Origin of the sequence: Pedobacter immunditicola (assembly GCF_037482985.1) — a bacterium.
In the GTDB taxonomy this organism is placed as follows: domain Bacteria; phylum Bacteroidota; class Bacteroidia; order Sphingobacteriales; family Sphingobacteriaceae; genus Pedobacter; species Pedobacter immunditicola.
The window spans coordinates 402,829-425,258 of the sequence record NZ_JBBHKC010000004.1; the positions used below are offsets into that span (position 1 = coordinate 402,829).

At 40.5% G+C, this 22,430-nt stretch carries 20 protein-coding genes and 1 tRNA gene; 12 read left to right on the forward strand and 9 right to left on the reverse strand.

Going from position 1 to position 22,430, the window contains the following annotated elements; genetic code table 11:
- Window position 1: 1 nt before the first annotated feature.
- The 5 genes from argB (at window position 2) to WG905_RS09245 (ending at window position 5,611) form a co-directional block, all read left to right on the forward strand.
- Complete coding sequence (argB, locus tag WG905_RS09225) at window positions 2–790, forward strand: acetylglutamate kinase (RefSeq protein ID WP_339591427.1); 789 nt, start codon at window positions 2–4, stop codon at window positions 788–790.
- 2 nt (window positions 791–792) lie between these two features.
- Entirely contained in the window at window positions 793–1,611 is an 819-nt protein-coding gene (proC, locus tag WG905_RS09230; protein ID WP_339591473.1) for a pyrroline-5-carboxylate reductase, read from the forward strand.
- Window position 1,612: 1 nt separating this feature from the next.
- The gene (locus tag WG905_RS09235) at window positions 1,613–2,680 is read left to right on the forward strand and encodes a M20 family metallo-hydrolase (RefSeq protein ID WP_339591428.1); all 1,068 of its coding nucleotides are present in this window, start codon (window positions 1,613–1,615) and stop codon (window positions 2,678–2,680) included.
- Window positions 2,681–3,001: 321 nt separating this feature from the next.
- Window positions 3,002–4,333: an argininosuccinate lyase gene (gene argH / locus WG905_RS09240; protein ID WP_339591429.1), complete on the forward strand. Its 1,332-nt coding sequence runs from the start codon at window positions 3,002–3,004 to the stop codon at window positions 4,331–4,333.
- Window positions 4,334–4,357: 24 nt separating this feature from the next.
- Complete coding sequence (locus tag WG905_RS09245; protein ID WP_339591430.1) at window positions 4,358–5,611, forward strand: pyridoxal phosphate-dependent aminotransferase; 1,254 nt, start codon at window positions 4,358–4,360, stop codon at window positions 5,609–5,611.
- 157 nt (window positions 5,612–5,768) lie between these two features.
- Here WG905_RS09245 and WG905_RS09250 read toward each other — a convergent pair whose 3' ends face one another.
- Both WG905_RS09250 and WG905_RS09255 read right to left on the reverse strand, forming a co-directional pair.
- Window positions 5,769–7,349 carry a peptide chain release factor 3 gene (locus WG905_RS09250; protein ID WP_339591474.1) on the reverse strand — a complete coding sequence of 527 codons (1,581 nt, stop codon included), beginning with the start codon at window positions 7,347–7,349 and terminating at the stop codon, window positions 5,769–5,771.
- Window positions 7,350–7,473: 124 nt separating this feature from the next.
- Entirely contained in the window at window positions 7,474–8,868 is a 1,395-nt protein-coding gene (locus WG905_RS09255; RefSeq protein WP_339591431.1) for a DUF6600 domain-containing protein, read from the reverse strand.
- A 377-nt stretch (window positions 8,869–9,245) separates the two neighbouring features.
- On the opposite strand from WG905_RS09255, the gene WG905_RS09260 reads away from it, so the two are divergent.
- Entirely contained in the window at window positions 9,246–9,959 is a 714-nt protein-coding gene (locus WG905_RS09260) for an SAM-dependent methyltransferase (protein ID WP_339591432.1), read from the forward strand.
- Window positions 9,960–9,985: 26 nt separating this feature from the next.
- Here WG905_RS09260 and nadD read toward each other — a convergent pair whose 3' ends face one another.
- Genes nadD through WG905_RS09275 form a run of 3 tightly spaced genes read right to left on the reverse strand, consistent with a single transcriptional unit; the run spans window position 9,986 to window position 12,014 of the window.
- Window positions 9,986–10,558: a nicotinate (nicotinamide) nucleotide adenylyltransferase gene (nadD, locus tag WG905_RS09265; RefSeq protein ID WP_339591433.1), complete on the reverse strand. Its 573-nt coding sequence runs from the start codon at window positions 10,556–10,558 to the stop codon at window positions 9,986–9,988.
- A 5-nt stretch (window positions 10,559–10,563) separates the two neighbouring features.
- Entirely contained in the window at window positions 10,564–11,133 is a 570-nt protein-coding gene (gene gmk, locus WG905_RS09270; RefSeq protein WP_339591475.1) for a guanylate kinase, read from the reverse strand.
- 17 nt (window positions 11,134–11,150) lie between these two features.
- On the reverse strand, window positions 11,151–12,014 hold the full coding sequence (locus WG905_RS09275) for a YicC/YloC family endoribonuclease (protein WP_339591476.1): 864 nt from the start codon (window positions 12,012–12,014) through the stop codon (window positions 11,151–11,153).
- 195 nt (window positions 12,015–12,209) lie between these two features.
- Between WG905_RS09275 and WG905_RS09280 the strand changes: the two genes are divergently transcribed.
- Window positions 12,210–12,929: a hypothetical protein gene (locus WG905_RS09280; protein WP_339591434.1), complete on the forward strand. Its 720-nt coding sequence runs from the start codon at window positions 12,210–12,212 to the stop codon at window positions 12,927–12,929.
- Window positions 12,930–12,932: 3 nt separating this feature from the next.
- Here WG905_RS09280 and rnc read toward each other — a convergent pair whose 3' ends face one another.
- From rnc to WG905_RS09295, 3 genes are read right to left on the reverse strand one after another with little or no spacing between them, the layout of a single operon-like run.
- Window positions 12,933–13,661, reverse strand: coding sequence for a ribonuclease III (rnc, locus tag WG905_RS09285; protein WP_339591435.1), 729 nt, complete (start codon window positions 13,659–13,661; stop codon window positions 12,933–12,935).
- A 26-nt stretch (window positions 13,662–13,687) separates the two neighbouring features.
- Window positions 13,688–14,941 (reverse strand): beta-ketoacyl-ACP synthase II, encoded by a 1,254-nt coding sequence (gene fabF, locus WG905_RS09290; RefSeq protein WP_339591436.1) that lies wholly within the window; start codon window positions 14,939–14,941, stop codon window positions 13,688–13,690.
- 28 nt (window positions 14,942–14,969) lie between these two features.
- Window positions 14,970–15,206, reverse strand: coding sequence for an acyl carrier protein (locus WG905_RS09295; RefSeq protein WP_031266521.1), 237 nt, complete (start codon window positions 15,204–15,206; stop codon window positions 14,970–14,972).
- A 157-nt stretch (window positions 15,207–15,363) separates the two neighbouring features.
- On the opposite strand from WG905_RS09295, the gene WG905_RS09300 reads away from it, so the two are divergent.
- The 4 genes from WG905_RS09300 (at window position 15,364) to WG905_RS09315 (ending at window position 18,391) form a co-directional block, all read left to right on the forward strand.
- Window positions 15,364–15,783 carry an IPExxxVDY family protein gene (locus tag WG905_RS09300; RefSeq protein WP_339591437.1) on the forward strand — a complete coding sequence of 140 codons (420 nt, stop codon included), beginning with the start codon at window positions 15,364–15,366 and terminating at the stop codon, window positions 15,781–15,783.
- A gap of 128 nt (window positions 15,784–15,911) precedes the next feature.
- Entirely contained in the window at window positions 15,912–17,342 is a 1,431-nt protein-coding gene (gene pyk / locus WG905_RS09305) for a pyruvate kinase (RefSeq protein ID WP_339591438.1), read from the forward strand.
- Between the two features lie 46 nt (window positions 17,343–17,388).
- Window positions 17,389–17,475 (forward strand) — tRNA-Ser (locus tag WG905_RS09310).
- A 442-nt stretch (window positions 17,476–17,917) separates the two neighbouring features.
- A complete protein-coding gene (locus tag WG905_RS09315; protein WP_339591439.1) occupies window positions 17,918–18,391 on the forward strand; it encodes a GNAT family N-acetyltransferase in 474 nt (157 codons plus the stop codon).
- A 169-nt stretch (window positions 18,392–18,560) separates the two neighbouring features.
- On the opposite strand, the gene WG905_RS09320 is transcribed toward WG905_RS09315, so the two are convergent.
- A complete protein-coding gene (locus WG905_RS09320; RefSeq protein WP_339591440.1) occupies window positions 18,561–19,067 on the reverse strand; it encodes a nuclear transport factor 2 family protein in 507 nt (168 codons plus the stop codon).
- Between the two features lie 412 nt (window positions 19,068–19,479).
- Here WG905_RS09320 and WG905_RS09325 point away from each other — a divergent pair, with 412 nt between their 5' ends.
- Window positions 19,480–22,320, forward strand: a complete 2,841-nt coding sequence (locus tag WG905_RS09325) for a hypothetical protein (protein ID WP_339591441.1) — start codon at window positions 19,480–19,482, stop codon at window positions 22,318–22,320.
- Window positions 22,321–22,430 lie beyond the last annotated feature (110 nt).

The following is a 22,430-nucleotide window of genomic DNA, read 5'->3' on the forward strand; positions in this document are numbered from 1 at the left end:
AATGGAGCAACTCACGGTCATAAAAATAGGTGGAAATGTAATTGACAACTCCGCAAACCTGCATCGCTTTCTCTTGGATTTCACGGCATTGCCGGGTAAAAAGATCCTTGTGCATGGTGGTGGAAAGGTTGCCACAGACCTGGGTATTTCCCTTGGTGTGGAAGCTAAAATGGTGGAGGGCAGGCGTATTACGGATATCGAAACTTTAAGGATCGTTACTATGGTATACGCCGGACTGATCAATAAAAATATGGTCGCCCAGTTGCAGGCTAAAGGCTGTAATGCGATTGGCTTAAGTGGCGCAGATGGTAATATCATCAAGGCCGTAAAACGCCCTGTAGTTACCATAGACTACGGTTTTGTGGGCGACTTGCAGGATGCCTCGGTTGATACGCATACTTTAAGCAGCCTGTTGCAGGCTAATTTGATACCGGTTCTTTGTGCCATTACCCATGATGGTGATGGACAATTACTGAATACCAATGCAGATACCATTGCTTCGGCAGTGGCGGTTGCTATGTCGGCTTCTTATGAAACCAGCCTGGTTTATTGCTTTGAGAAAAAAGGCGTATTGAAGGATGTGGAGGATGAAAACTCCCTGGTGAAGGAAATCAGAAGCATTGAATTTGAAGGGCTGAAGGATGAAGGCGTCGTTTCGGGCGGCATGATCCCGAAGTTACACAATGCCTTTGAAGCCATTAAATCTGGCGTCAAAGCCGTTTATATCGGCAAAGCAGATGAGCTTACGCTCATTAATGAACAAAATTTTGGAACGCGCTTAATCTCCTGATGATGGAACAGTATCAAGGTAAAATCGCTATTTTAGGTAGTGGAAATATAGGCCTCTCTCTAGCGAAAGGCCTGATAAAGGCTAATTATGTACAAGCAACGCAAATATGCCTTACACGGCGTAATACCGAGGCGCTTTCGAACTCTGCGGCCATGGGTTTTGCAGTTTCTGCTGATAATGCTTTGGCGGTAGCCAATGCTGACATTGTGGTGCTGGCTGTTTTACCTCAGCAACTTAACCAGTTGTTAGAGCAGATCAGTAGCGCTGTTGATCCCAAAAAACATTTGCTGATCTCCGTGGCATCTGGCGTAAGTTGCCAGGACATCCGTTCAAAGCTAACTGAAGAGGTTCAGGTGGTGAGGGCAATGCCTAATACGGCTATTGCCATTGGTCAGTCGATGACATGTGTGGCTACCGACAATGGCAGTGATGCCAATGTGAAGGAAGTGACAAGGATGTTTGAAACCGTGGGTGCGGTGGTTAAAATTAATGAAGACCTGATGACTGCAGCGACTGCGCTATGTGCCTGTGGTATTGCTTTCTTTTTAAGGGGTATCCGGGCAGCTTCCCAAGGCGGCGTAGAAATCGGTTTTCATGCGGATGAAGCTTTGAAAATGGCGGTGCAAACGGCTAAGGGTGCTGCAGATTTACTTTTACAAATGCATTCTCATCCTGAACAGGAAATCGATAAAGTGACCTCCCCGAAAGGGTGTACCATTGCTGGATTAAACGAAATGGAGCATAATGGTTTCAGTTCATCCTTAATCAAAGGCATTAAATTATCTGCTTTAAAAGCAGGGAACTTATATACTAAAGAATAATATGACCGCACAACTGCAGGAAGATAGTTTAGCGTTGTTAAAGCAGCTCATCAGCATCCAGTCGTTTAGTAGGGAAGAAAACCAGACCGCTGATGCCATTGTGAAGTTCCTCGAGGACAGAAACATCAAAACCCATCGTAAACTGAACAATGTCTGGGCTTATAATTTATATTTCGATGCCGCTAAACCAACTATACTGCTCAATTCTCATCACGATACCGTAAAGCCAAATGCTGGGTATAACCGTGACCCTTATGCGCCGGAAATCGAGGCGGGTAAATTGTACGGACTTGGCAGTAATGATGCAGGTGGTTGCCTGGTTTCGCTGATCGCTACTTTTTTGTACTTCCATGACCAGAAGGACCTCAGCTATAATCTTTGTCTGGCTGCTACCGCAGAAGAAGAAATTTCTGGCATTAACGGCATTGAGTGTGTATTGCCTGAACTTGGGGAAATGGAATTTGCCATCGTGGGCGAGCCTACGCTGATGAACCTTGCGATAGCAGAACGTGGTTTGCTGGTATTAGATTGTACGGTTCATGGCACTGCCGGACATGCGGCCCGTGAAGAAGGTGATAATGCCATTTATAAAGCTTTAAAGGATATGGAATGGTTCCGCAACTACCGCTTTTCGAAAGTATCAAGCGTGTTCGGGCCACTTAAAATGTCAATCACCATTATCAACGCCGGCAGTCAGCACAATGTAGTGCCTGCACTTTGTACTTTTACCGTTGATGTAAGGGTAACCGATGCCTACACGAATGAAGAGGTGTTAAAAATTATCAGGAACAATGTAGACTGTGAAGTTAAACCGCGGTCGACCAGGTTAAAGCCTTCGTCGATTGATATAGCGCATCCCTTTGTGCAGTCGGGCATCAAACTTGGCAGAAGCACTTACGGATCACCGACAACCTCAGACCAGGCATTGCTCAGCATTCCTTCCGTTAAAATAGGGCCAGGTGATTCTGCACGTTCTCATATGGCAAATGAGTATATTTTTGTGAATGAAATTGCCGAAGGCATACAGCTATATATTGAAATGTTGAAGCCTGTGATTAAAGGCAAATAATCCTGTTTTAAAGCTTCAGGTATTTATTGTTAATTTTACAATAAATACGATGATTGACTGGATACGACGATTGATTGGAACGTCATCCCGAACTCCGTTCCGGGATCTGATTTATTACTGACTTTAACTTGGGATAGCGACATTTTTTGTACGACGTGATTGAAATAAATTTATACTGATATAAACGATGGAGCATTCTTTAGGAGAGCATCGTCACCAATAAAAACATAAGTAACTGATGAAACCTGCTGATCATGCAGTTAATTATACAATTAAAATGATCAGTCAAGCTTCATTACCAATAAAAACATAAGCAAACCAATGAAAATCTGGCAAAAGAATATAGACGTAAATAAAGATATTGAAACCTTTACTGTTGGTAAAGACAGGGAACTGGATTTGGAGATGGCTGCTTTTGACGTGCTGGGTTCCCTGGCACATGTGGAGATGCTGGAGAGTATTGGCTTGCTGACTGCAGAAGAGTTGGTGAGCATTCAAAAGGAGCTTAAAAACATCTATGCGGAGATAGAAGCCGGAAACTTTGTGATCGAAAATACGGTGGAAGATGTCCATTCGCAGGTCGAATGGCTGTTAACACAGCGAATTGGCGAAGCCGGGAAAAAGATCCATAGTGGACGTTCACGCAACGACCAGGTGCTGGTAGATTTGAAGCTGTTTTTCAGGCACCGCATCGAGGAAATGGTGAGCAATACGAATACATTGTTCCAGGAGCTGATTTCCCTTAGTGAAACACATCGTGATAAGCTGTTGCCTGGTTATACTCATTTGCAGATTGCTATGCCTTCTTCATTTGGCTTATGGTTTGGTGCCTATGCAGAAAGCCTGGTTGACGACCTGGAACTGATGCTGGCTGCCTGGAAAGTGACCAATAAAAATCCTTTAGGCTCGGCTGCGGGTTATGGTTCTTCTTTTCCGCTTAACAGAACAATGACCACCAACTTACTGGGTTTTGAATCTTTAAACTACAATGTGGTTTATGCGCAGATGGGCAGGGGCAAAACTGAACGTATTTTAGCACAGGCCATGTCGTCTATTGCGGCTTCCCTGGCTAAAATGTCTATGGATATTTGCCTGTTCATTAACCAGAACTTCGCCTTTATCAGCTTTCCAGATGAATTGACCACCGGATCGAGCATCATGCCACATAAAAAGAATCCGGATGTCTTTGAACTTATCCGTTCACGATGCAATAAAATTCAGGCCCTGCCGAATGAAATTGCGATGATGACGACTAATCTGCCTTCGGGATATCACCGCGATTTGCAGTTATTGAAGGAAAACCTGTTCCCGGCCATTACCTCTCTGAACGAATGCTTAACCATGGCTACGTATATGCTGCAAAACATCCGTATCAAGAACGATATTTTGAGCGATAAAAAGTATGCTTATTTGTTTAGCGTGGAAGTGGTGAATGATTTAGCACTTAAAGGTGTACCTTTCCGTGAAGCGTATAAGATAGTAGGAGAGACCATTGAAAATGGCACCTTCGAGCCAAATACACAGGTTAACCATACCCATGAAGGCAGTATTGGTAATTTATGCAATGCCGAAGTTTCCGGCATGATGGAGGAAGTGCTTGCCCAGTTTAAATTTGAAAAAACTCATCAGGCCATAGAAAAGTTATTGGCTTAATTTTTTACTATATATAATAATAGCATGAATGTATCCGTATTAGCAAGCTCGCTTATTGGCTCAGAAATCATTAAAATAGGTAATGAGGTAAATGAGTTAAAAAGTAAGGGTGCCCAAATTGCAAATCTGACGATTGGTGATTTTGATCCTTCCATTTTCCCTATACCCGAAGAACTGAAAGACGAAATTATTGAGGCTTATAACGATCATCAGACTAATTACCCTCCTGCAGATGGTATTTTGCCATTGCGCGAAGTAGTGGCTGATTTGTTGAAGGATAAGTATGACCTCACTTATTCTCCAAAGGAAATCTTAATTTCCGCAGGCTCCCGTCCTTTAATTTATTCCACTTTTCTGGCTTTGATTGATCCGGGAGATAAGGTGATTTATCCGGCACCATCATGGAACAATAACCACTACTGCCATTTAACTTCGGCAGAAGGGGTTGCTATTGAAAGTCTGGAAGAAAACAACTTTATGCCAGTGGCTTCGCAGATTAAACCACATTTAAAAGGTGCAACCTTATTGGCACTATGTTCACCTTTAAATCCTACAGGAACCATGTTCTCAGCAGAACAGCTGGCAGAAATCTGTGATTTGGTGATTGAAGAAAATAAATCAAGGCCAGCCGGTGAAAAGCCTTTATACATCATGTATGATCAGATTTATGCCTTGTTAACTTTTGGCAAGGAACACATCAACCCGGTGAGCTTAAGACCTGAGTTGAAAGATTATGTGATCTTTATTGATGGCATTTCAAAATGCCTTGCTGCAACAGGCGTAAGGGTAGGCTGGGGATTCGGACCAGATGCTGTAATCAGCAGGATGAAAGCTATTTTAGGTCATATGGGTGCCTGGGCTCCAAAGGCAGAACAGGTAGCTGTTGCTAAATATTTAAAAAATCCGACCCAGGTGAAGAGCTTCCTGGCTCACTTTAAAACGCAGATCCAGGCTAGTCTGAATGAGATTTACGAGGGTTTCCAGGAACTGAAAAAGGAAGGTTTTGCAGTGGATGCCATTGAACCAATGGGTGCCATATACTTAACTTTAAAAATCAACTATATCGGCAAAACCACACCTGATGGTGATTTGCTGAAAGATAGTACTGATGTAAATTTTTACCTGATTAAAGCGGCCGGGACAGCCCTGGTGCCTTTCTCTGCTTTTGGAAATGATGAAAACATGGCCTGGTTCAGGGCATCGGTTGGTGGTTGTTCCATCGCTGACATCAAAGCCATGATGCCAAGAATTAAAGCAGCTTTAAGTCAGTTAGTTTAATTAAGACATCCGTTTTTTTAAACCTTGGCATTTTATAAAAAAAAACAAAAATCCATGATTGCAATGATCTATACTTCAGGAAGTTGATCAATAATCAGCCACAAAAAAAGAGGTACTTGTTTTTAACAGTACCTCTTTTGCTATTTATACAAAACCCTTATTTAAATTCCGATGTCTTATGGAACTCAATATCCGGATAATCACGTTGAGTCATGTTGATCATAAAGTCGTTATCTGCTAAAAATACAGGGTTACCATCTTTATCCTCGCCAATATGATGTTGTTTACGTTTCACAAACTCTTCCAGTTTTTTCTTGTCTTTTGAAGTAACCCAGTTTGACTTACCGTAGCTTAACGTTCTGAAAAAAGCTTTTGCGCCATATTCATGCTCTAACCTGAATGCAATTACTTCAAACTGAAGCTCACCAACGGCGCCAATGATCTTTCTGTTTCCTGGTTGCTGGGTAAACAATTGAGCCACGCCTTCTTCTGTAAGCTGTTGTATGCCTTTCTCCAGTTGCTTGGTCTTTAAAGGATCTCTATTCTCAACTTCCTTAAATATCTCAGGAGAGAAGCTCGGAATGCCTTTAAATTTCAACATCTCCCCCTCAGTTAAGGTGTCGCCGATTTTAAAGTTCCCGCTGTCGTATAAACCTACAACATCTCCCGGCCAGGCTTCCTCGACAATACTTTTCTCGTTAGCCATGAAATCCATAGGATTGGAGAATTTAAATTTCTTATTCTGGCGGGTGTGGAAATAAAACTTGTTACGTTCAAACTTACCCGAGCAGATCCTTAAGAAGGCAATACGGTCACGATGTTTAGGATCCAGGTTAGCATGTATCTTAAAGACAAAGCCACTGAAATTTTTCTCGCTCACCAATACTTCTCTTTCTTCGGCCTCACGGCTTCTAGGACTCGGTGCAATGTTAATGAAGGTGTCCAGCAATTCTTTAATCCCAAAATTGTTAATGGCACTTCCAAAAAATACCGGAGCCAGTAGACCTTCAGTATACATACTCTTATCAATATCCCCATAAACCCCATGTACCAGTTCCAGGTCACCTTTAAGGTTCTCAAGTTCCTGAGGTTTCAGGTATTTCTCCAGGTTCTTGTCGTTCAGGTCACTCACGCCAATAACACTGGTGCTGATTTTAGTTTTATCAGGCTCAAAAAGGTTTAAATGCTTGTTGTAAATACTGTAAACACCTTTGAAAGTATGTCCTTGTCCGATAGGCCATGATAACGGGCAGAGGCTGATGCTTAATTTCTGTTCAATTTCATCCAGCAGATCGAAAGCATCCTTACCTTCCCTGTCCATTTTATTGATAAAAATGATCACTGGTGTGTTACGCATGCGGCAAACTGCCATCAGTTTTTCGGTTTGTTCCTCCACACCTTTAACACAGTCGACAACCAAAATCACACTATCCACTGCAGATAGAGTTCTGTAGGTATCTTCAGCGAAATCCTTGTGACCAGGGGTATCCAATATGTTAATGCGCTTGCCACTATATTCAAAGCCCATTACGGAAGTAGCCACGGATATACCACGCTGCTTTTCAATCTCCATAAAATCTGAAGTATTGCTTTGATTAGCTTTATTTCTTTTTACCGCACCTGCGGTGTTGATAGCCCCACCAAAAAGTAAGAACTTTTCGGTTAATGTTGTTTTACCAGCATCGGGGTGACTTATAATGGCAAATGTTTTTCTTTTTTCTATTTCCGGGTGAATCATAAAGGAGTTAAGCCTGTGTGCTTGAATGAGCTGCAAAGATAAAGATAAAATATAAAAGAAAAACCGGTCATTAACGACCGGTTTTTCATTTGAATATAATTTCTTTTTAATGGTGATGAAGCAATTAGCCTCTGTCGCCCCTGGAGGCCCTTCCGCTGCTTTGAGATTGCGCACGACCACGGTTCTCATTACTTCTTGATGGTGCACTTTGCTGAACACGTTCCTGTCTAGGTTGTTGTACCTGCTGACGAGGTGCACTTTGTTGCCGCTGTTGTTGTTCTTGCTGACGAGGCGCACTCTGCTGTTCACGTTGTCTCTGCTGTGGCTGTGCACGTTCTTGCTGCTCACGACCGGACTGTTCCCTTGCTTGTTGCTGACGATTTGACTCCTGGCGCTGCATACCTTCCTGCTGGTCCCGTGACTGTTGCTGTGCACGTTCCCTTTGCTGACTTTGGGCCCTTTGCTGAGTTTGAACCCGTTCACGGCTAGCCTCATCTTGTCCTTGTCGCTGAACCCTTTCCGTACGTTCCGCTGCATCGCTTCTTTGCTGTGTAGCATTAGCCTCACGGTTAGTACGACTATTGTTTCTATCTACATTAGCACCTGGCGTGTTGTTGCGCTCATTAGTCCTGTTTCTGCCGGCCTCATTAGACCTTGTAGCAGCATCATTTCTGTTGGTACTGGTCCTGTTGTTACCATTATTATTGTTTCTGTCACTACGACTGCCGGTATAAGCATTATCAGAACTTACCCTTCTTGGCGCAGCATTTCTGTTATCAGCATTACGGTTTGTTTTTGGATTGTAAATATTAACCGTATTGTTGGAGATGGAAGACCTGCGTGACCGGTCTGTACGATTCACGTTATAAACCCTTACGTCTCTGTTGGTTGCCCGTCTGATGTCATCACGTCTCGGACCAGTATAATAAGTATGCCTGTTTCTTTGGCCGGTATAGTTGATGATGGTCGTGTGGTTAAAAATATTCACATTTCTGTGGCCACCATATCTTGGGAACCTGTCATAGTATATATTTCTTTGTGGAACAAATACCCACCAGGAATTAGGAATGTGGTAACCGCCACCAAAGTTAATATTGATGTTAATGCCCGGGGCTAATGGTGCCCAGCCATAATAACCTCCACCACTTCTCCAGCTTACCCATGCAGGTCCCCAGGTAGTGTCAGGGATCCAGATCCAATCGCTGTAGCGGTTAAGGATCCATCTTCCATAATGGAAAGGCGCCCAACCCCAGTCGTAATCAGATACCCAGGTATTACCATATTCTGTCATTACCCAACGCCCATTGGTATAATAAGGTCTGAACTCTTCCTGATCCACATCTGGCCTCCAAACGTATCCATATTCAGGATCCTGAATCCAGACGCCATAAGGCGACAATTCATCGTAAAACGTCTGCAGCGAAATGTCATCATCCTGCGCAACTGCTTTTTGTGTCGATCCGGCCAGGAGGAATATGAGTCCTAACACAAGTACCGGGAATTTGAACAAGTTTTTCATGTGTGTGTAGTTGTTTTAAAGGTTACGAAGCTTGCATCATCCTCATCTTATGATTTTTTTATCAGAAAGATCATGCAGGTTTCATTGTGTGTGTTTAGCTAACCTAACATTTATACTCAATATGAGTTCCAAAGAATATAAAGGTTTAATATGTATGTGAAATATTACAATAGAGAACAATAGAAGTGCCTAATTTAATTGGCTGACTACTTAAAACTGCGGTCTTAAATTTGCATCCACTATTTTACAAGATACGGAAATTACAATTAATACCCGATAAGCTTCTCTTTACCCGTATTATTTCTTTTCTTTTGCAACATGAAACCATCAAGAGCAAATGATAGCTTCATCACCGTTAAAAAACAAATTATATTCCAATGAAAAAAGGTACCTTATATTTAGTTCCAGTTCCTTTAGCAGAAAATGCGGCCGCAAAAACTTTTACACCCTTTTTGGTGGAAACCATTAATGCTATTGACACCTATATCGTAGAAAACGAGAAAACAGCACGTAAATTTTTAAAGGAAGCAGGTTTAAGATTGCCACAAAGTGAGCTGGTGATACATGATTATGGGAAACATAAACGCGCTTCATCATTAGTTCCATACTTTAAAGAACTAATGACTGGTAAAGACGTTGGCTTAATGAGTGAAGCTGGTTGTCCTGGTATTGCAGATCCCGGAGCTGATATTGTTGCAGAAGCACACCGCCGTGGCATTACTGTGGTACCCTTGGTAGGACCAAATTCCATATTGCTGGCATTAATGGCATCTGGTTTTAACGGACAAAGTTTTACTTTTCACGGTTACCTGCCCATCAATAAAGAGGAGCGGGCCAAGCGCATCAAGGAATTAGAGAACATAGCAGAAAAGCAGAAGCAAACACAAATGTTTATGGAAACACCTTTCAGAAATAATGCACTTTTAGAAGATGTACTGAAAAGTGCAGCGCCACAAACGCTGTTATGCATTGCCAGTAACCTTACTTCTGAAACGGAATTTGTTAAAACCCTTTCGGTTGGCCAATGGCGCCAGGAAAAAATAGACTTGCATAAAAAGCCGACTATTTTTCTTTTATACCGACTATTTTAAGGCTGAAGCCGTTTTTTTGATCTTTCCTACCGGTACATGTTTTTTCCTTCGATGAAGGTAATCACTTTATCAGGTACAAAATATTGAATGTTTTTTTTCTCCTTAACTGCATTACGGATAAAAGTAGAGGAAATGTCCATTTGGGGGGTATCCGTCAATACGACAGCAGGATGATTTTTCCATTCCTCTACATTTACACCCGGCCTTGGATAAACATAGAGCTTGTAATTTTTTAGAATTACCTCATAATTTTTCCATTTTTTAAACGAGGCCAGGTTGTCTGCGCCCATAATCAGCGCAAACGCTCTAGTGGGATATTTTTCTTCCAGATGAATCAGGGTATCAATGGTATAAGAGGGCTGTGACAAGGTAAATTCAATGTCGCTTACTTTCAGTTGCAGGGAGTTCTCCGTAGCGAGCCTCACCATTTCCAACCGGTCGTAACTATTGGATAAGCCTTTTTTGTTTTTCAGCGGATTGTGGGGTGAAACCACCATCCAAACCTCATCCAGCTCCGTATAATTAGCCATATAATTGGCTATAACCAGATGGCCGATGTGTACCGGGTTGAAAGAACCAAAAAACAGCCCTGTTTTCATGCTTGTTATTCTTTAATGAAGTCGCTGATCAACTGTTCTGCTTCCTTACATGCGACCTCAAGGTCATAATTTTTCAGGATAACATCAAATCGATCTGCGTATTTCAGCTCTTTTTCAGCCTTAACGAAGCGTTCCTGCAGTTTTGATTCACTATCTGTGCCACGACCTGTTAAACGTTCTTTGAGCACTTCTAAGGATGGTGGTTGCACAAATATAGCCAGTGCATTCTCTTCAAACTTTCTTTTTAAACGAAGTCCGCCTTCCACATCAATATCAAAAATAACGTGTTTGCCTTCATCCCAGATTCTTTGAATTTCTGAGCGCAGGGTGCCATAAAAGGTCCCATTGTAGACTTCCTCGAATTCCACGAATTCCTGATGGGCTACTTTGTGCAGAAAAGACTCTTTAGAAATGAAATAATAATCTTTTTCATGCTGTTCATCGCCTCTGGCTTCGCGGGTGGTAGCCGAAACTGAAAAACTTAAAGAAGGATACTTTTGCAGTAAATGTTTTACTATTGTTGTTTTTCCAGCACCGGATGGAGCTGAAAATATAATGAGTTTGCCTTGTTTCATTGTTGTATCCATCCTGCTTACAATACGTTAAGCAGTTGTTCTTTAATCTTTTCTAATTCTTCTTTCATGCCAACTACCAATTGTTGTATCTGCGCATCATTTGCTTTTGCGCCCATGGTATTGATTTCCCTGCCTATTTCCTGCGATATAAAACCTAGCTTTTTGCCATTGGCATCTTTACCTTTCAAGGTTTCTATAAAGTAATCGCAGTGACTTTTCAGGCGGATGCGCTCCTCGGTGATGTCTAATTTGTCGATGTAGTATATCAATTCCTGTTCAAGGCGATTTTGGTCGATGGTGATTTTAACCAGGTTTTCTTCAAGGAACTGGGTCAAGCGAGCTTTTACCTGTGGAACCCTTAAAGGCGCTAACTCTTCAACCTTTGCAAATAATTCAAGAATGTTTTTTATACGTAGTTCCAGATCTTCATTCAACACTTTTCCCTCAGTGATCCTGAACTCGTTAAAGTTTTGAAGTGCTTTTAAGAAAGTCTGGTGTAGCACAACCCAGTCGTTTTCATTGCCTTCTTCTTCTGTATAGCTAATGACGTCGGGAAAATTTAAAGCAGCTTGCAGCAGATTGCTGGAGTCAGCACCTAGTTCTTCATTAATGGAAGCCAGCTGTTTGTAGTATTTCTTTAAAAGTTCAGCATTGATTTGAGCTCCTTTTTGCTGCTCATCAGTACGCTCCACATTAATGGAAACCGTTACTTTTCCGCGTTCAATATCCTTGCTGCAAAGATTACGTAAAAATAATTCCTTCTCTGTATAGGCTCTGGGCAGCTTTAAATTGAGTTCTAAAAACTTACTGTTTAAAGATTTGATCTCTACTGAAAACTTAACATTTTCATGATCTGTAGAGGCCAGGCCGTAACCTGTCATTGATTTTATCATGTGCAAAGATATAATTTATTGTTTAATCGTTGAAAACTATGGCTATTATAGTTACACGGCACGTGGTGTTATTAACTATTTTTAACACCTTCCCCTCGATAACTATGACTAAATTTGTACAAATTAGGATGATGCTGGCATGGTTTTGCAAGCTATCACCCTATTATAAACAGATTTATACCAATGAATAGAATCCCTGATAAAATATATTTGCTCTTACTGCTGTGCCTGATGACCTCTTTTTTCAATGCTTCTGCACAGGAGAAAGGAATAATCAGAGGTGTAGTGATGGAAAAAGGGACGTCAAACCGGATTGCCGCTGCGCAGGTCGTAAATAAGCGAACCAGTGCCCAGGTAAGAAGCGACGACTTTGGTTTTTTTCAAGTCGGTGCACTTGTTGGTGATACTTTAATAATTTACAAACTAGATTATACGGATGTCAATATGGCCATTACAACGGAGAAAGACTTGCTGGTACATTTAAGCCGGGCAAGCCACACGCTGGAGCAGGTAAATATCTACGGACAGACGAAAAAGCAGGAAATGGAAGATGTGAAGCAGGAGTTTAGAAATAAGGGCTCCTTTTACGGAGGGAAGCCACCTGTGTTATCCTACGTTTTTACGCCGTTAACAGCGATCTATGAGTTGTTTGGCCGTACGCCTAAAAATGCCAGAAGGTTTGGTAAATATTACACTACAGAATTACAACAAACAGAAGTAGACGCTTATTTTAATGAGTCCATGATCCGGAAGCATACTGATCTGAAAGATAAAGAGCTCGAAACCTTCATGCTGAACTACCGTCCTGACTATGAGTTGGTGAAAAAGTGGACCGACTATGATGCCATTAAATATATCCAGGATTCATCAAAAAAATTCAAAGAGAGCCTGAATAAAAAGTAATTATTAAATAGCTAGGCTCTCGCAGGTCTTTTCTGCAGCCATCTTTTCTGCATTCTTTTTATTGTAATCCTTTCCTATTCCAAAGATTTCACCGTCGATAACGGTCTGAACCGTAAACAATTTCGGACTGTCTCCTTCACTGTTGGCGATCAAATCAAAGCTAATATCCTTACCTTGTCGCTGGCACCATTCAATCAGTTTACTTTTGAAATTGCTTTCCGTTACTTCCAAAGTATGAACATCCACGTAAGGCTTAATGATCCTTTTTAAAAGATATTCCTTGGTAAACTCGTAACCTTTATCAAGATAAATAGCACCAATTAATGCTTCAAAAGCATCACCCAGCATAGAGTGGTGTTTCGTTTGTGCGTTAACCATTTTCTGGTCAAACACGATCAGCTGGTCAAAGCCCATTTTTCGGGCCAGTTGGTTTAAATTAGCCCTGTTAACAATTTTAGAACGCATTTCTGTAAGGAAACCCTCGTCCTTATAAGGGTAACTTTTAAACAACAGTTCGGCAATGACGGAGCCAAGAATAGCATCGCCAAGAAACTCAAGGCGTTCATTACTGCTTTTACTACCATTTTTAAGGATCTTTGCGACAGACCGATGCCTGAATGCCATTTTATATAAAACGGCATTACCAGGCACAAAGCCTAAAAGATTCTTTAGCTTTTTAATAAACTCTCTATCAGGAGATAGGTGGAGCTTATAGAATTTAAATAATGGCATTAATTTTCAAACATCCTTTTCTTTTTCTATTCCTCGTATTTTTTGAAAATCACAGAGGCATTATGCCCGCCAAAACCAAAAGTATTACTTAAAGCAGCACGAACCGGACGTTTTTGAGCTTCATTAAATGTGAAATTTAAATTAGCGTCAAACTGAGGGTCGTCTGTGAAATGGTTAATCGTTGGAGGAATAATATCATTTTTTATGGCCAGAATAGCTGCAATCGCTTCCACAGCACCAGCAGCACCCAATAAATGGCCTGTCATGGATTTTGTAGAGCTGATATTCAGCTTGTATGCATCTTCACCAAAAAGATCTACAATTGCCTGTGTTTCAGAAACATCGCCAAGTGGCGTTGAAGTTCCGTGAACATTGATATAATCAATATCTGACGTAGATAATCCTGCATCATTCAGTGCATTTGTCATTACCATTCTAGCACCTAATCCCTGCGGATGTGGAGCTGTAATGTGATTTGCATCGGCACTCATACCTCCACCAACTATTTCTGCATAGATCTTGGCACCACGCTTTTTAGCATGTTCCAATTCTTCAAAGATGATCGTTCCGGATCCTTCACCAGCAACAAAACCATCGCGGTCTTTATCAAAAGGTCGGGAGGCCGTAGCCGGGTCATCATTGCGCGTAGAAAGGGCATGCATAGCGTTGAAACCACCAATACCAGCCTCATTGATAATAGCTTCAGATCCACCACTGATAATCACATCAGCCATATTCAGGCGAATGTAGTTATAAGCATCAATCATTGCATTAGTTGAGGAAGCACAGGCAGAGACAGTGGCAAAGTTTGGACCTCGTAATCCATATTTTATTGAAATATGTCCTGGAACTATGTCAATAATTAATTTAGGAATGAAAAAAGGATTGAATCTTGGCGTACCATCGCCAGAGAAAAAGTTCCTCATTTCTTCCATAAAGGTCTTTATGCCACCAATACCCGAGCCCCAGATCACACCAATGCGATTGGTATCCAGCTGAGTGAAATCAAAATTACCATCTTTTACAGCTTCTTCAGTAGACGCTATAGCGTATTGCACAAATTGATCTAATTTGCGGGCTTCTTTCCGATCCATGAAATCTTCAGGATTGAAATTTTTAAGCTCACATGCAAACTTGGTTTTGAACTTTGTGACGTCAAAACTTTTAATAGGCGCAGCGCCACTCACACCATTTAACAATCCATCCCAGAATTCTGGGACGGTATTGCCAATAGGAGTGAGTGCACCTAAACCTGTAACTACTACTCTTTTTAATTCCATTTATACGGATTATACGGAGACCGTATGTTTACTTTACGTTTTTCTCTAGATAAGCAACTGCTTGACCAACTGTACCAATGGTTTCAGCTTGATCATCTGGAATTGCAACATTGAATTCTTTTTCGAATTCCATGATAAGTTCCACAGTATCCAAAGAATCCGCACCTAAGTCGTTTGTGAAAGAAGCTTCCGGGGTAACCTCGCTCTCGTCCACACCTAATTTTTCAACGATAATAGCCTTAACTCTTGAAGCAATATCAGACATAATGATTATAATTTAATGGTTAAATAATTCAGTGCAAAGAAAAATAAATTCTAACACATTTCAAATGTTTATTTTAGTATCAATTTTAATGTTTTTATTTCGAACTGTAAAGTAAAATTACTTTTATAATTTCGCATCTTAAAATAAAGAAACTGTTTTGAATAAAACTTACCTCAAACTTTCCCTTGATTTTGATTTTATTTTAATTGCAATCACCGCATCCTTAAAGGATTACGTGCTTTGCCACCACATCAACACCCGACTACATTTTAATTTTGAAAAAGTTGATGATCACGAGGTTTATTTCGATATTGACAAGCCGCCACTGTCTTTTTCTAAATATTATTTTTATGTTGAACAGGGTGACAATGAATTTTTTCTGCTAAACAATAAAAGTTCTGATGGATTTTTAATTCCGGAGATGAATAAGGTCGATTATTTCCTGATTATTAGGCAATATCTGGATAAAGAAGACCTGAATTCTATCCTTACCGGGTTGAATAAACTACCTGATATTCAGGTGGCTGCGAAGATAGATCCGGCAAAATTGAAGTCGCGTGAAAACTTGATCGTATAATTTTTACAAGATAGGTGTACAAAATACACTATATTTGATCTAATAAAGAAGTTTAAAACCAAAATTAGCCGGTTATTCCTGGAATAACACTACCCTCAATCATCGGTTAATTATAAATTATAGAATTAATGAAACCTTTTCATTCAAGAACGAAGATTGTTGCCACATTAGGCCCGGCCTCATCAAAACCAGAAGTTTTATTTAGTATGTTTAATGCAGGATTAGATGTCTGCAGGCTTAATTTTTCTCATGGTTCACAAGCCGATCACCAGGAAGTTTTAGATACTATCCGTGATATTAACAAGAAACACCAGTACAATGTAGGTATCCTTGCCGATTTGCAGGGACCGAAAATACGTATTGGAATGGTTAAAGATGGCGGTATTCATTTAGTTAACGGTGCCAGAACGGTTATCACTACTAAAGAATGTATCGGCAATGAAGAACGCATTTACATCACCTACACTAATTTCCCTAAAGATGTGAAAGCAGGTGAAGTTATCCTTTTGGATGATGGAAAATTGCAAATGCGCGTTGTAGAAACCAATTACAATGACGAGGTGATCTGTGAAATTGTACACGGAGGGATCCTTACTTCAAGAAAAGGAGTAAATTTACCTAATACCAAAGTTTCAATTCCATCATTAACGCCAGAAGATCGCGATAACCTGGAGTTTGTATTGAAAAATGATGTGGAGTGGATCGGACTTTCTTTTGTTCGTAATGCTGCCGATATCATTGAATTAAAAGAAATCATCAAACAAAGAGGTAAAACAGCCAGGGTTATTGCTAAGATTGAAAAACCTGAAGCTATTGAAAACATCGATGAAATTATTGCAGTTTCAGATGGTATTATGGTTGCCCGTGGTGACCTGGGTGTTGAAATGCCGATGGAAGAAGTTCCATTGTTGCAGAAAATGATCGTTAACAAATGTAGGGCTGCTTCAAAACCAGTAATTATTGCTACCCAGATGCTGGAAAGCATGATCACTACACCAAGACCTACACGTGCAGAGGTAAATGACGTGGCTAACTCGGTACTTGATGGTGCTGATGCGGTGATGTTAAGTGGAGAGACTTCAGTTGGTGAGTTTCCGCTGATCGTTATTGAAACCATGCAGAAGATCATCAAAAACATCGAGACCAATGATTATCCTTTCCACCCGGAAAAGAATTTGATTGAGAACAATGAAAGCTTTTTAAGCGATGCCATTTGTGATACTGCTGCTTTTCTTTCTAAACAAACCAATGCCGTAGGTATTGTTTCCATGACTTTAAGTGGTTATACCGCATTCGAAATTTCAAGTCACAGGCCTAAAGCGCTTACTTTCATCTTCACCAGCAATATCAATCTTTTAAATACTTTAAGCTTGGTATGGGGTGTTCAGGGATTTTATTATGATAAGTTTGAAAGCACTGACGAAACGATTCAGGATGTAAACAGCTTGTTAAAAGAAATGAAACTGATCAAAAAAGGTGATATCGTGATCAACACCGCTGCCATTCCAATGGAGCGTAAAGGAAAAACCAACATGTTAAAAATAACTGTTGTTGAATAACATTGCTCAGGATTCAAAAATTTTTATACTTTTGCAATCCTGAATTGGAGAGGTGTCCGAGTGGCTGAAGGAGCACGCTTGGAAAGCGTGTGTATTCGAAAGGGTACCGAGGGTTCGAATCCCTCTCTCTCCGCAGTTTAAAATAAAGAAAGCCTTTAGCATATTGCTAGAGGCTTTTTTTTCGACTTTTAAAAATACAATGCAAATTTAGGTGCAATTTTAACTTGATATTTTAATTTCTTCTTTTGCCGTGTCACCGGGCTGCTTATACATATTTGTATCTACACGCGTAGTTATGTATAAATAGTGCCACCTAAATAACCACTTCTTTGTAGCAATAGATTTTTTTCATGAGACCAAAAAATATTTAACCATTTACAGGCGTTTTAACGCTGTTTATTTGTAAGTGTAGTCATGGTCGGTGACATCCAGTTTAACCATTCTCAAGCCTTGTAAATTAGGTAAAACAAAAAAACTCTCTTACTTTCTAATGGCCATATCTAATCTTTTAGTAAACCTTATCGCTTACCCCCTTCATTAAGATGTCAACCACTAAACCTTACAAGCCTATTGAAATGAAAACCAAAGATAATTGTATCATCAGGCAACTCCGTAAAGACGAAAAAATACCGTATAATTTACTACTCCTTGCCGATGAGACAATTGAAGCCATTGAAAAGTATATTTTTAATAGTGAGCTATTTGTCATTGAGGAAGAAGATGAAGTCATTGCTGCCTATGCGCTTTATGTATTCAATCAGGAAGAAATCGAGATAAAAAATATTGCCGTGAGTCAGGCTCACCAGGGACAGGGAATAGGCAAACTATTATTGCATGATGCCACCAACAGGGCGCGAAAACAGGGTTTTAAGACTTTATTAATTGGAACTCCAGATAGTGCTGTTAAGCAGCTTAAAATATATCAGAATGCTGGTTTTGAAATGTTTGATGTTAAAAAAGGCTTTTTTATAGAAAACTATCCGGAGCCTATCTTTGAAAATGGAGTGCAACTGGAAGATATGGTGATGTTGCGGAAATTTTTAAAATAAATATTTCCTTCCATTACACAAGGAAAGGCTATTGAATTAGCCCCCTCTCAAAAAAACACACTCATTTCGGTTGAAAACGAATTAACATGTTTCGAGACGTTGCTGTTCGATACCCCAATCAAGCCTTTCAAGAACCTTGCTAGTGCGCGAAAAAATATTATAGGATAGCTTATTTTAAATATTCCTGATGCGCATAACTAATAATCCTGGTCACTTTCCATTTTCCGTCTTTCAGTCGCCAAAGCGTAATGAATTTCGCTTCACTGCTTAATTTCTCCTGCTTCCCCTTTTCTGTTGCGTAAAAACGATGAGTACCTGTTTGTACAGCACCATAATCTTTGATAGGACTTACTTCAACGCTGTTGGGCACCAGTTCCCGTCTTACTTTTCTTTCACTTTTAAAGGCCTCTTTAAAAGATTCTATATTTTGTTTATAATCTGTTAATCCACCCATATCATGATAAAATTCGATATCCTCTGAGAAAATTGCCCTTAAAGTATCCAAATGATGAGTATTGAACGCATCAAACATCACACTGTCCAAATGAAGAATTGTGTTATATAATTTCTTATCTGTCGATATGGATTCCTTTTCCTGAGCCTTGGTGCTTATAAAAGAGCAGCAAATCGAAATCAAAAAAGCTGTTTTAAAGAAGGCGAAGAACGTTAATTTCATCTTAATGGTTATAATTTAGGTTAAATTGGAAAAAAGCGGAATCTATCAAAAAACAGGTATGGCTTCGAAATTAATGCGATGTAAGTCGAATGTAGGTAAATACTTATTTTTTAAGGCATCTTACCCTGTATATAAGTATAAGATAAGTGATAATGGATCTAGGGTGGATCTACCTTGGATCTACGTTGTATCTACCTTTTGCTCAAAAAAGGTACATCAGGGGTGGGGCTATCCTTGATGCAATTCACAATAGCTATAGTCCTTTCCAAATATGGCCATTTGAAATGAACGGTGCTCCATATCCTTTCGGGAATTTGGCTTACCGGAAACGAATTAATATGTTTTCTGACAGAGCCAACCTTTTTCCTTATCTTCATAACACCCATTGTATTTCCACCTTATTTAGCAGATAATGAAGGATATCATAAAATACAGGTCTACTATGGTTTCTCTAACGTTGGCAATGGCCCTGTTTTTAACCGGGGGAGTTTCTGCGCAACAATTCACCAGGAACAACAACAGGAATATCAGCTTAAAAATTTCCTTCGGACACACTCATCCCAATCGCAGCACCAAATGGGTGAAGTTGATCGATGGATCTGCAGGATTGCTGATAAACCAGGTTAACGGACAACAGTTTGAAGGGGGAGACCAGGTTGGATCTGAATTTCTTTTTGATTGTGGAGCTGGTGATGTAGATGAATTAATTGCAAACATTAGCTGGCCCGCACCAGCCGCAAGCCTGAGGAAGAGGGCTCAACATCAGGATGATTATTCAACTCATGGCGGTGGCATGTGGGGCTATCTCTTAGAGAAGGGCGCGCCAGGGCAGGTCAAAAGGTTGAGTGCGGATATTTGGAACAAGCCTGACGCCCCCATATTCACCATACAATTAAACAAAGAAGGGACCGAAGGTTTCTCCGTAGGCCTTGAACAATTGTTAAAACATGGCGCTATGTGGCTTCCTGAACAGGATGTCTTCCTTTCTCTTGCTGATCAGCCAATAGATTTCAAAAAACATATCGCAGGATTAAAAGGCGAACGAATATTAGACCTTGTTTCTAAATCCACTGATGCATCACTTGAGCAATTTAAAAAAAAGTGGATAGATTTTGGCAATCCATTACAATGGAATGCCTCATGGCAGACTAAACATATGGGTACAACAGGCCATTTGACGGTAACTGCTGCTGCCCATGGTTCAATTTATAAATACGCGATAGATCGCTGGGGTAATGTCCGGCCAGACTTTGCCTCTCCGCATAAATTCCGTTTGGATTTTCAGTGGGCAGGAAGCCGATGGAAGCAACAGAAAATATTAAATGGCTTGCCTGTCATCCTCACTCAATTGAAAAGAAATGAACAATCCTGTCAGATGGAACAATTTGCTGCACCGCTTGCAGGTTTGTCTGGCCATCATACTGGAAATATTAAGACGGTATTGTTATCGAAGCTCAAATTTTCTGGAAAAGAAGGTCCTATCCAGTTTTCCATAAGTCTGAATAATGAAGCTAAAAATAGTCAGTTGGAGCTGATTAAAATTAGAAATCACTGGGCGGTGGTTGATAAACAAACCAGGCATATTTGGTTAATGCTGGATACGGGAAGAGAAATCTCAGTAAAACTTGAAGAAGTGGTTGCGCATGCTGATGGGCAACGGCTCCTGATCTCCTTAACAGGTTCTTTAAGGAAAGGAGCGGTTAATGAATTGGTCGTAAAGCTGCCTTCACCCGCGGTTGCTCCGGCAAATGCATCAAAAATTGTTGACCTCAATTATTTAGCTGCCAGAAAAAGTGTCATCAACTATTGGCAAAACTGGATAAATCGAGGTGCTTATTTTGAAGTCCCCGAGAAAGAAGTCAATGCACTTTTTAAGGCAAGTTTATGGCATGCGCTTATTTTACCTCGTCATCAAGTTGATGAAAATGGCAGCCCGCGTATGGATCTTCCGTATGCAAATACAGCTTACGGACAGAAAAATGCAGATTGGCCGGTTAACCAGGCTGTATATGTAGATTATATGATCTATGGATTGAGGGGCTATGAAAAAGTTGCCGCGGACGAACTGGCTAGTATGTTTAATACCCAGCAGCAGAAAGATGGCCGTATTGCAGGTTATGCCAATTGGGGCGTTTATTCACCTGCCCATTTATATACAGTTGCCCAAAATTACCTGTTATCTCAAAATGCAGTTGAATTTAAAAAACTGCTGCCAAATGCAATGAAAACACTTGACTGGTGCCTTGATCAAGTAAGAAAAGCCAATTTGGGAGACAGAAAAACCGGCTTAATATTGGCACCGCTAAATGATCTTACCAAAGAGGAGAGAGAATGGGCATTTACACAAGCTTATTTTGTGGCTGGTCTGGAATTATTTGGCCGGGCATTGTCAAAATACGGTGACCCTCGTGCGGAAGAAGTCCAGGTAATGGCTTCACATATGAAAAATAATGTAGCCAGGGAATTTGCGCGCAGCAGTGTTAAATCGCCTATAGTTCAATTAGAAGATGGTACCTGGATTAATTACGTACCTACAGATGCGATGACACCAAGAAGAATGATGGAACAATGGTATCCTACTGATGTAGATTGTGGTCCCCTACACTTGTCACGGTTAGGGGTTCTAGACCCTCACAGTTGGCTTACCACGGCTATGCTACATGATCATGAGGATAATTTGTTTTTAAAAAATCTGGGGGCGGCTAATGAGCCTGTTTATGTTCAACAAGGAAATGCTTATTTATTACGTGATGATCCTAAATCGGCAATCAGATCATTCTACAGTTTAATGGCCTGTGGTTTTTCTCACGGACAGTTGACTTCGCTTGAACACCGATGGGCATGGGGTCAATATTATGGACCGCCGAGTACCGATGGTGCATGGTTTGAATTGTACAGGAAAATGCTTGTGAATGAAATTGAAAATGACACTTTAATCATCGGACAAGCTATTCCAAGGAAATGGCTGGAAAACGGCAAGCAGATTATTGTTAAAAAAGCCCCAACTTATTTTGGCCCTCTTTCGTTTACAATCGAAAGTCAGGCAGCCAAGAATGAAATTAGCGCAGTAGTAAATTTATCTGATCACAATGTGCCGCAAAAGTTACTTGTTCGGTTCAGGCATCCTGATGGAAAGCCGATCCAGTCTGTTAGCATCAATGGAGTAAGCTGGAGTGATTTTAATAAAGAAAAGGAACACATCATTATCAATAAGCCAGCTGGCTTAAACTATCAAATAACAGCAAGATATTGAAATTAATTCCTATCTTCATCATGCTGATAAAGCAACGAAACTAACCAAGTATCACCTTTCTAAATCATCATTGCACATGGACGCGCATTATTTATGGACCCATCCTACGA

Bases quoted from the DNA above. Each gene is read 5' to 3' on its own strand.
- WG905_RS09255 (WP_339591431.1), bottom strand. From the start codon at position 8,868: ATGAAAAACTTGTTCAAATTCCCGGTACTTGTGTTAGGACTCATATTC.
- WG905_RS09245 (WP_339591430.1), top strand. From the start codon at position 4,358: ATGAATGTATCCGTATTAGCAAGCTCGCTTATTGGCTCAGAAATCATT.
- WG905_RS09320 (WP_339591440.1), bottom strand. From the start codon at position 19,067: ATGAAATTAACGTTCTTCGCCTTCTTTAAAACAGCTTTTTTGATTTCG.
- WG905_RS09315 (WP_339591439.1), top strand. From the start codon at position 17,918: ATGAAAACCAAAGATAATTGTATCATCAGGCAACTCCGTAAAGACGAA.
- argH (WP_339591429.1), top strand. From the start codon at position 3,002: ATGAAAATCTGGCAAAAGAATATAGACGTAAATAAAGATATTGAAACC.
- WG905_RS09250 (WP_339591474.1), bottom strand. From the start codon at position 7,349: ATGATTCACCCGGAAATAGAAAAAAGAAAAACATTTGCCATTATAAGT.
- WG905_RS09275 (WP_339591476.1), bottom strand. From the start codon at position 12,014: ATGACAGGTTACGGCCTGGCCTCTACAGATCATGAAAATGTTAAGTTT.
- fabF (WP_339591436.1), bottom strand. From the start codon at position 14,941: ATGGAATTAAAAAGAGTAGTAGTTACAGGTTTAGGTGCACTCACTCCT.
- proC (WP_339591473.1), top strand. From the start codon at position 793: ATGGAACAGTATCAAGGTAAAATCGCTATTTTAGGTAGTGGAAATATA.
- WG905_RS09260 (WP_339591432.1), top strand. From the start codon at position 9,246: ATGAAAAAAGGTACCTTATATTTAGTTCCAGTTCCTTTAGCAGAAAAT.
- nadD (WP_339591433.1), bottom strand. From the start codon at position 10,558: ATGAAAACAGGGCTGTTTTTTGGTTCTTTCAACCCGGTACACATCGGC.
- WG905_RS09325 (WP_339591441.1), top strand. From the start codon at position 19,480: ATGAAGGATATCATAAAATACAGGTCTACTATGGTTTCTCTAACGTTG.
- rnc (WP_339591435.1), bottom strand. From the start codon at position 13,661: ATGCCATTATTTAAATTCTATAAGCTCCACCTATCTCCTGATAGAGAG.
- WG905_RS09235 (WP_339591428.1), top strand. From the start codon at position 1,613: ATGACCGCACAACTGCAGGAAGATAGTTTAGCGTTGTTAAAGCAGCTC.
- WG905_RS09280 (WP_339591434.1), top strand. From the start codon at position 12,210: ATGAATAGAATCCCTGATAAAATATATTTGCTCTTACTGCTGTGCCTG.
- gmk (WP_339591475.1), bottom strand. From the start codon at position 11,133: ATGAAACAAGGCAAACTCATTATATTTTCAGCTCCATCCGGTGCTGGA.
- WG905_RS09295 (WP_031266521.1), bottom strand. From the start codon at position 15,206: ATGTCTGATATTGCTTCAAGAGTTAAGGCTATTATCGTTGAAAAATTA.
- pyk (WP_339591438.1), top strand. From the start codon at position 15,912: ATGAAACCTTTTCATTCAAGAACGAAGATTGTTGCCACATTAGGCCCG.
- argB (WP_339591427.1), top strand. From the start codon at position 2: ATGGAGCAACTCACGGTCATAAAAATAGGTGGAAATGTAATTGACAAC.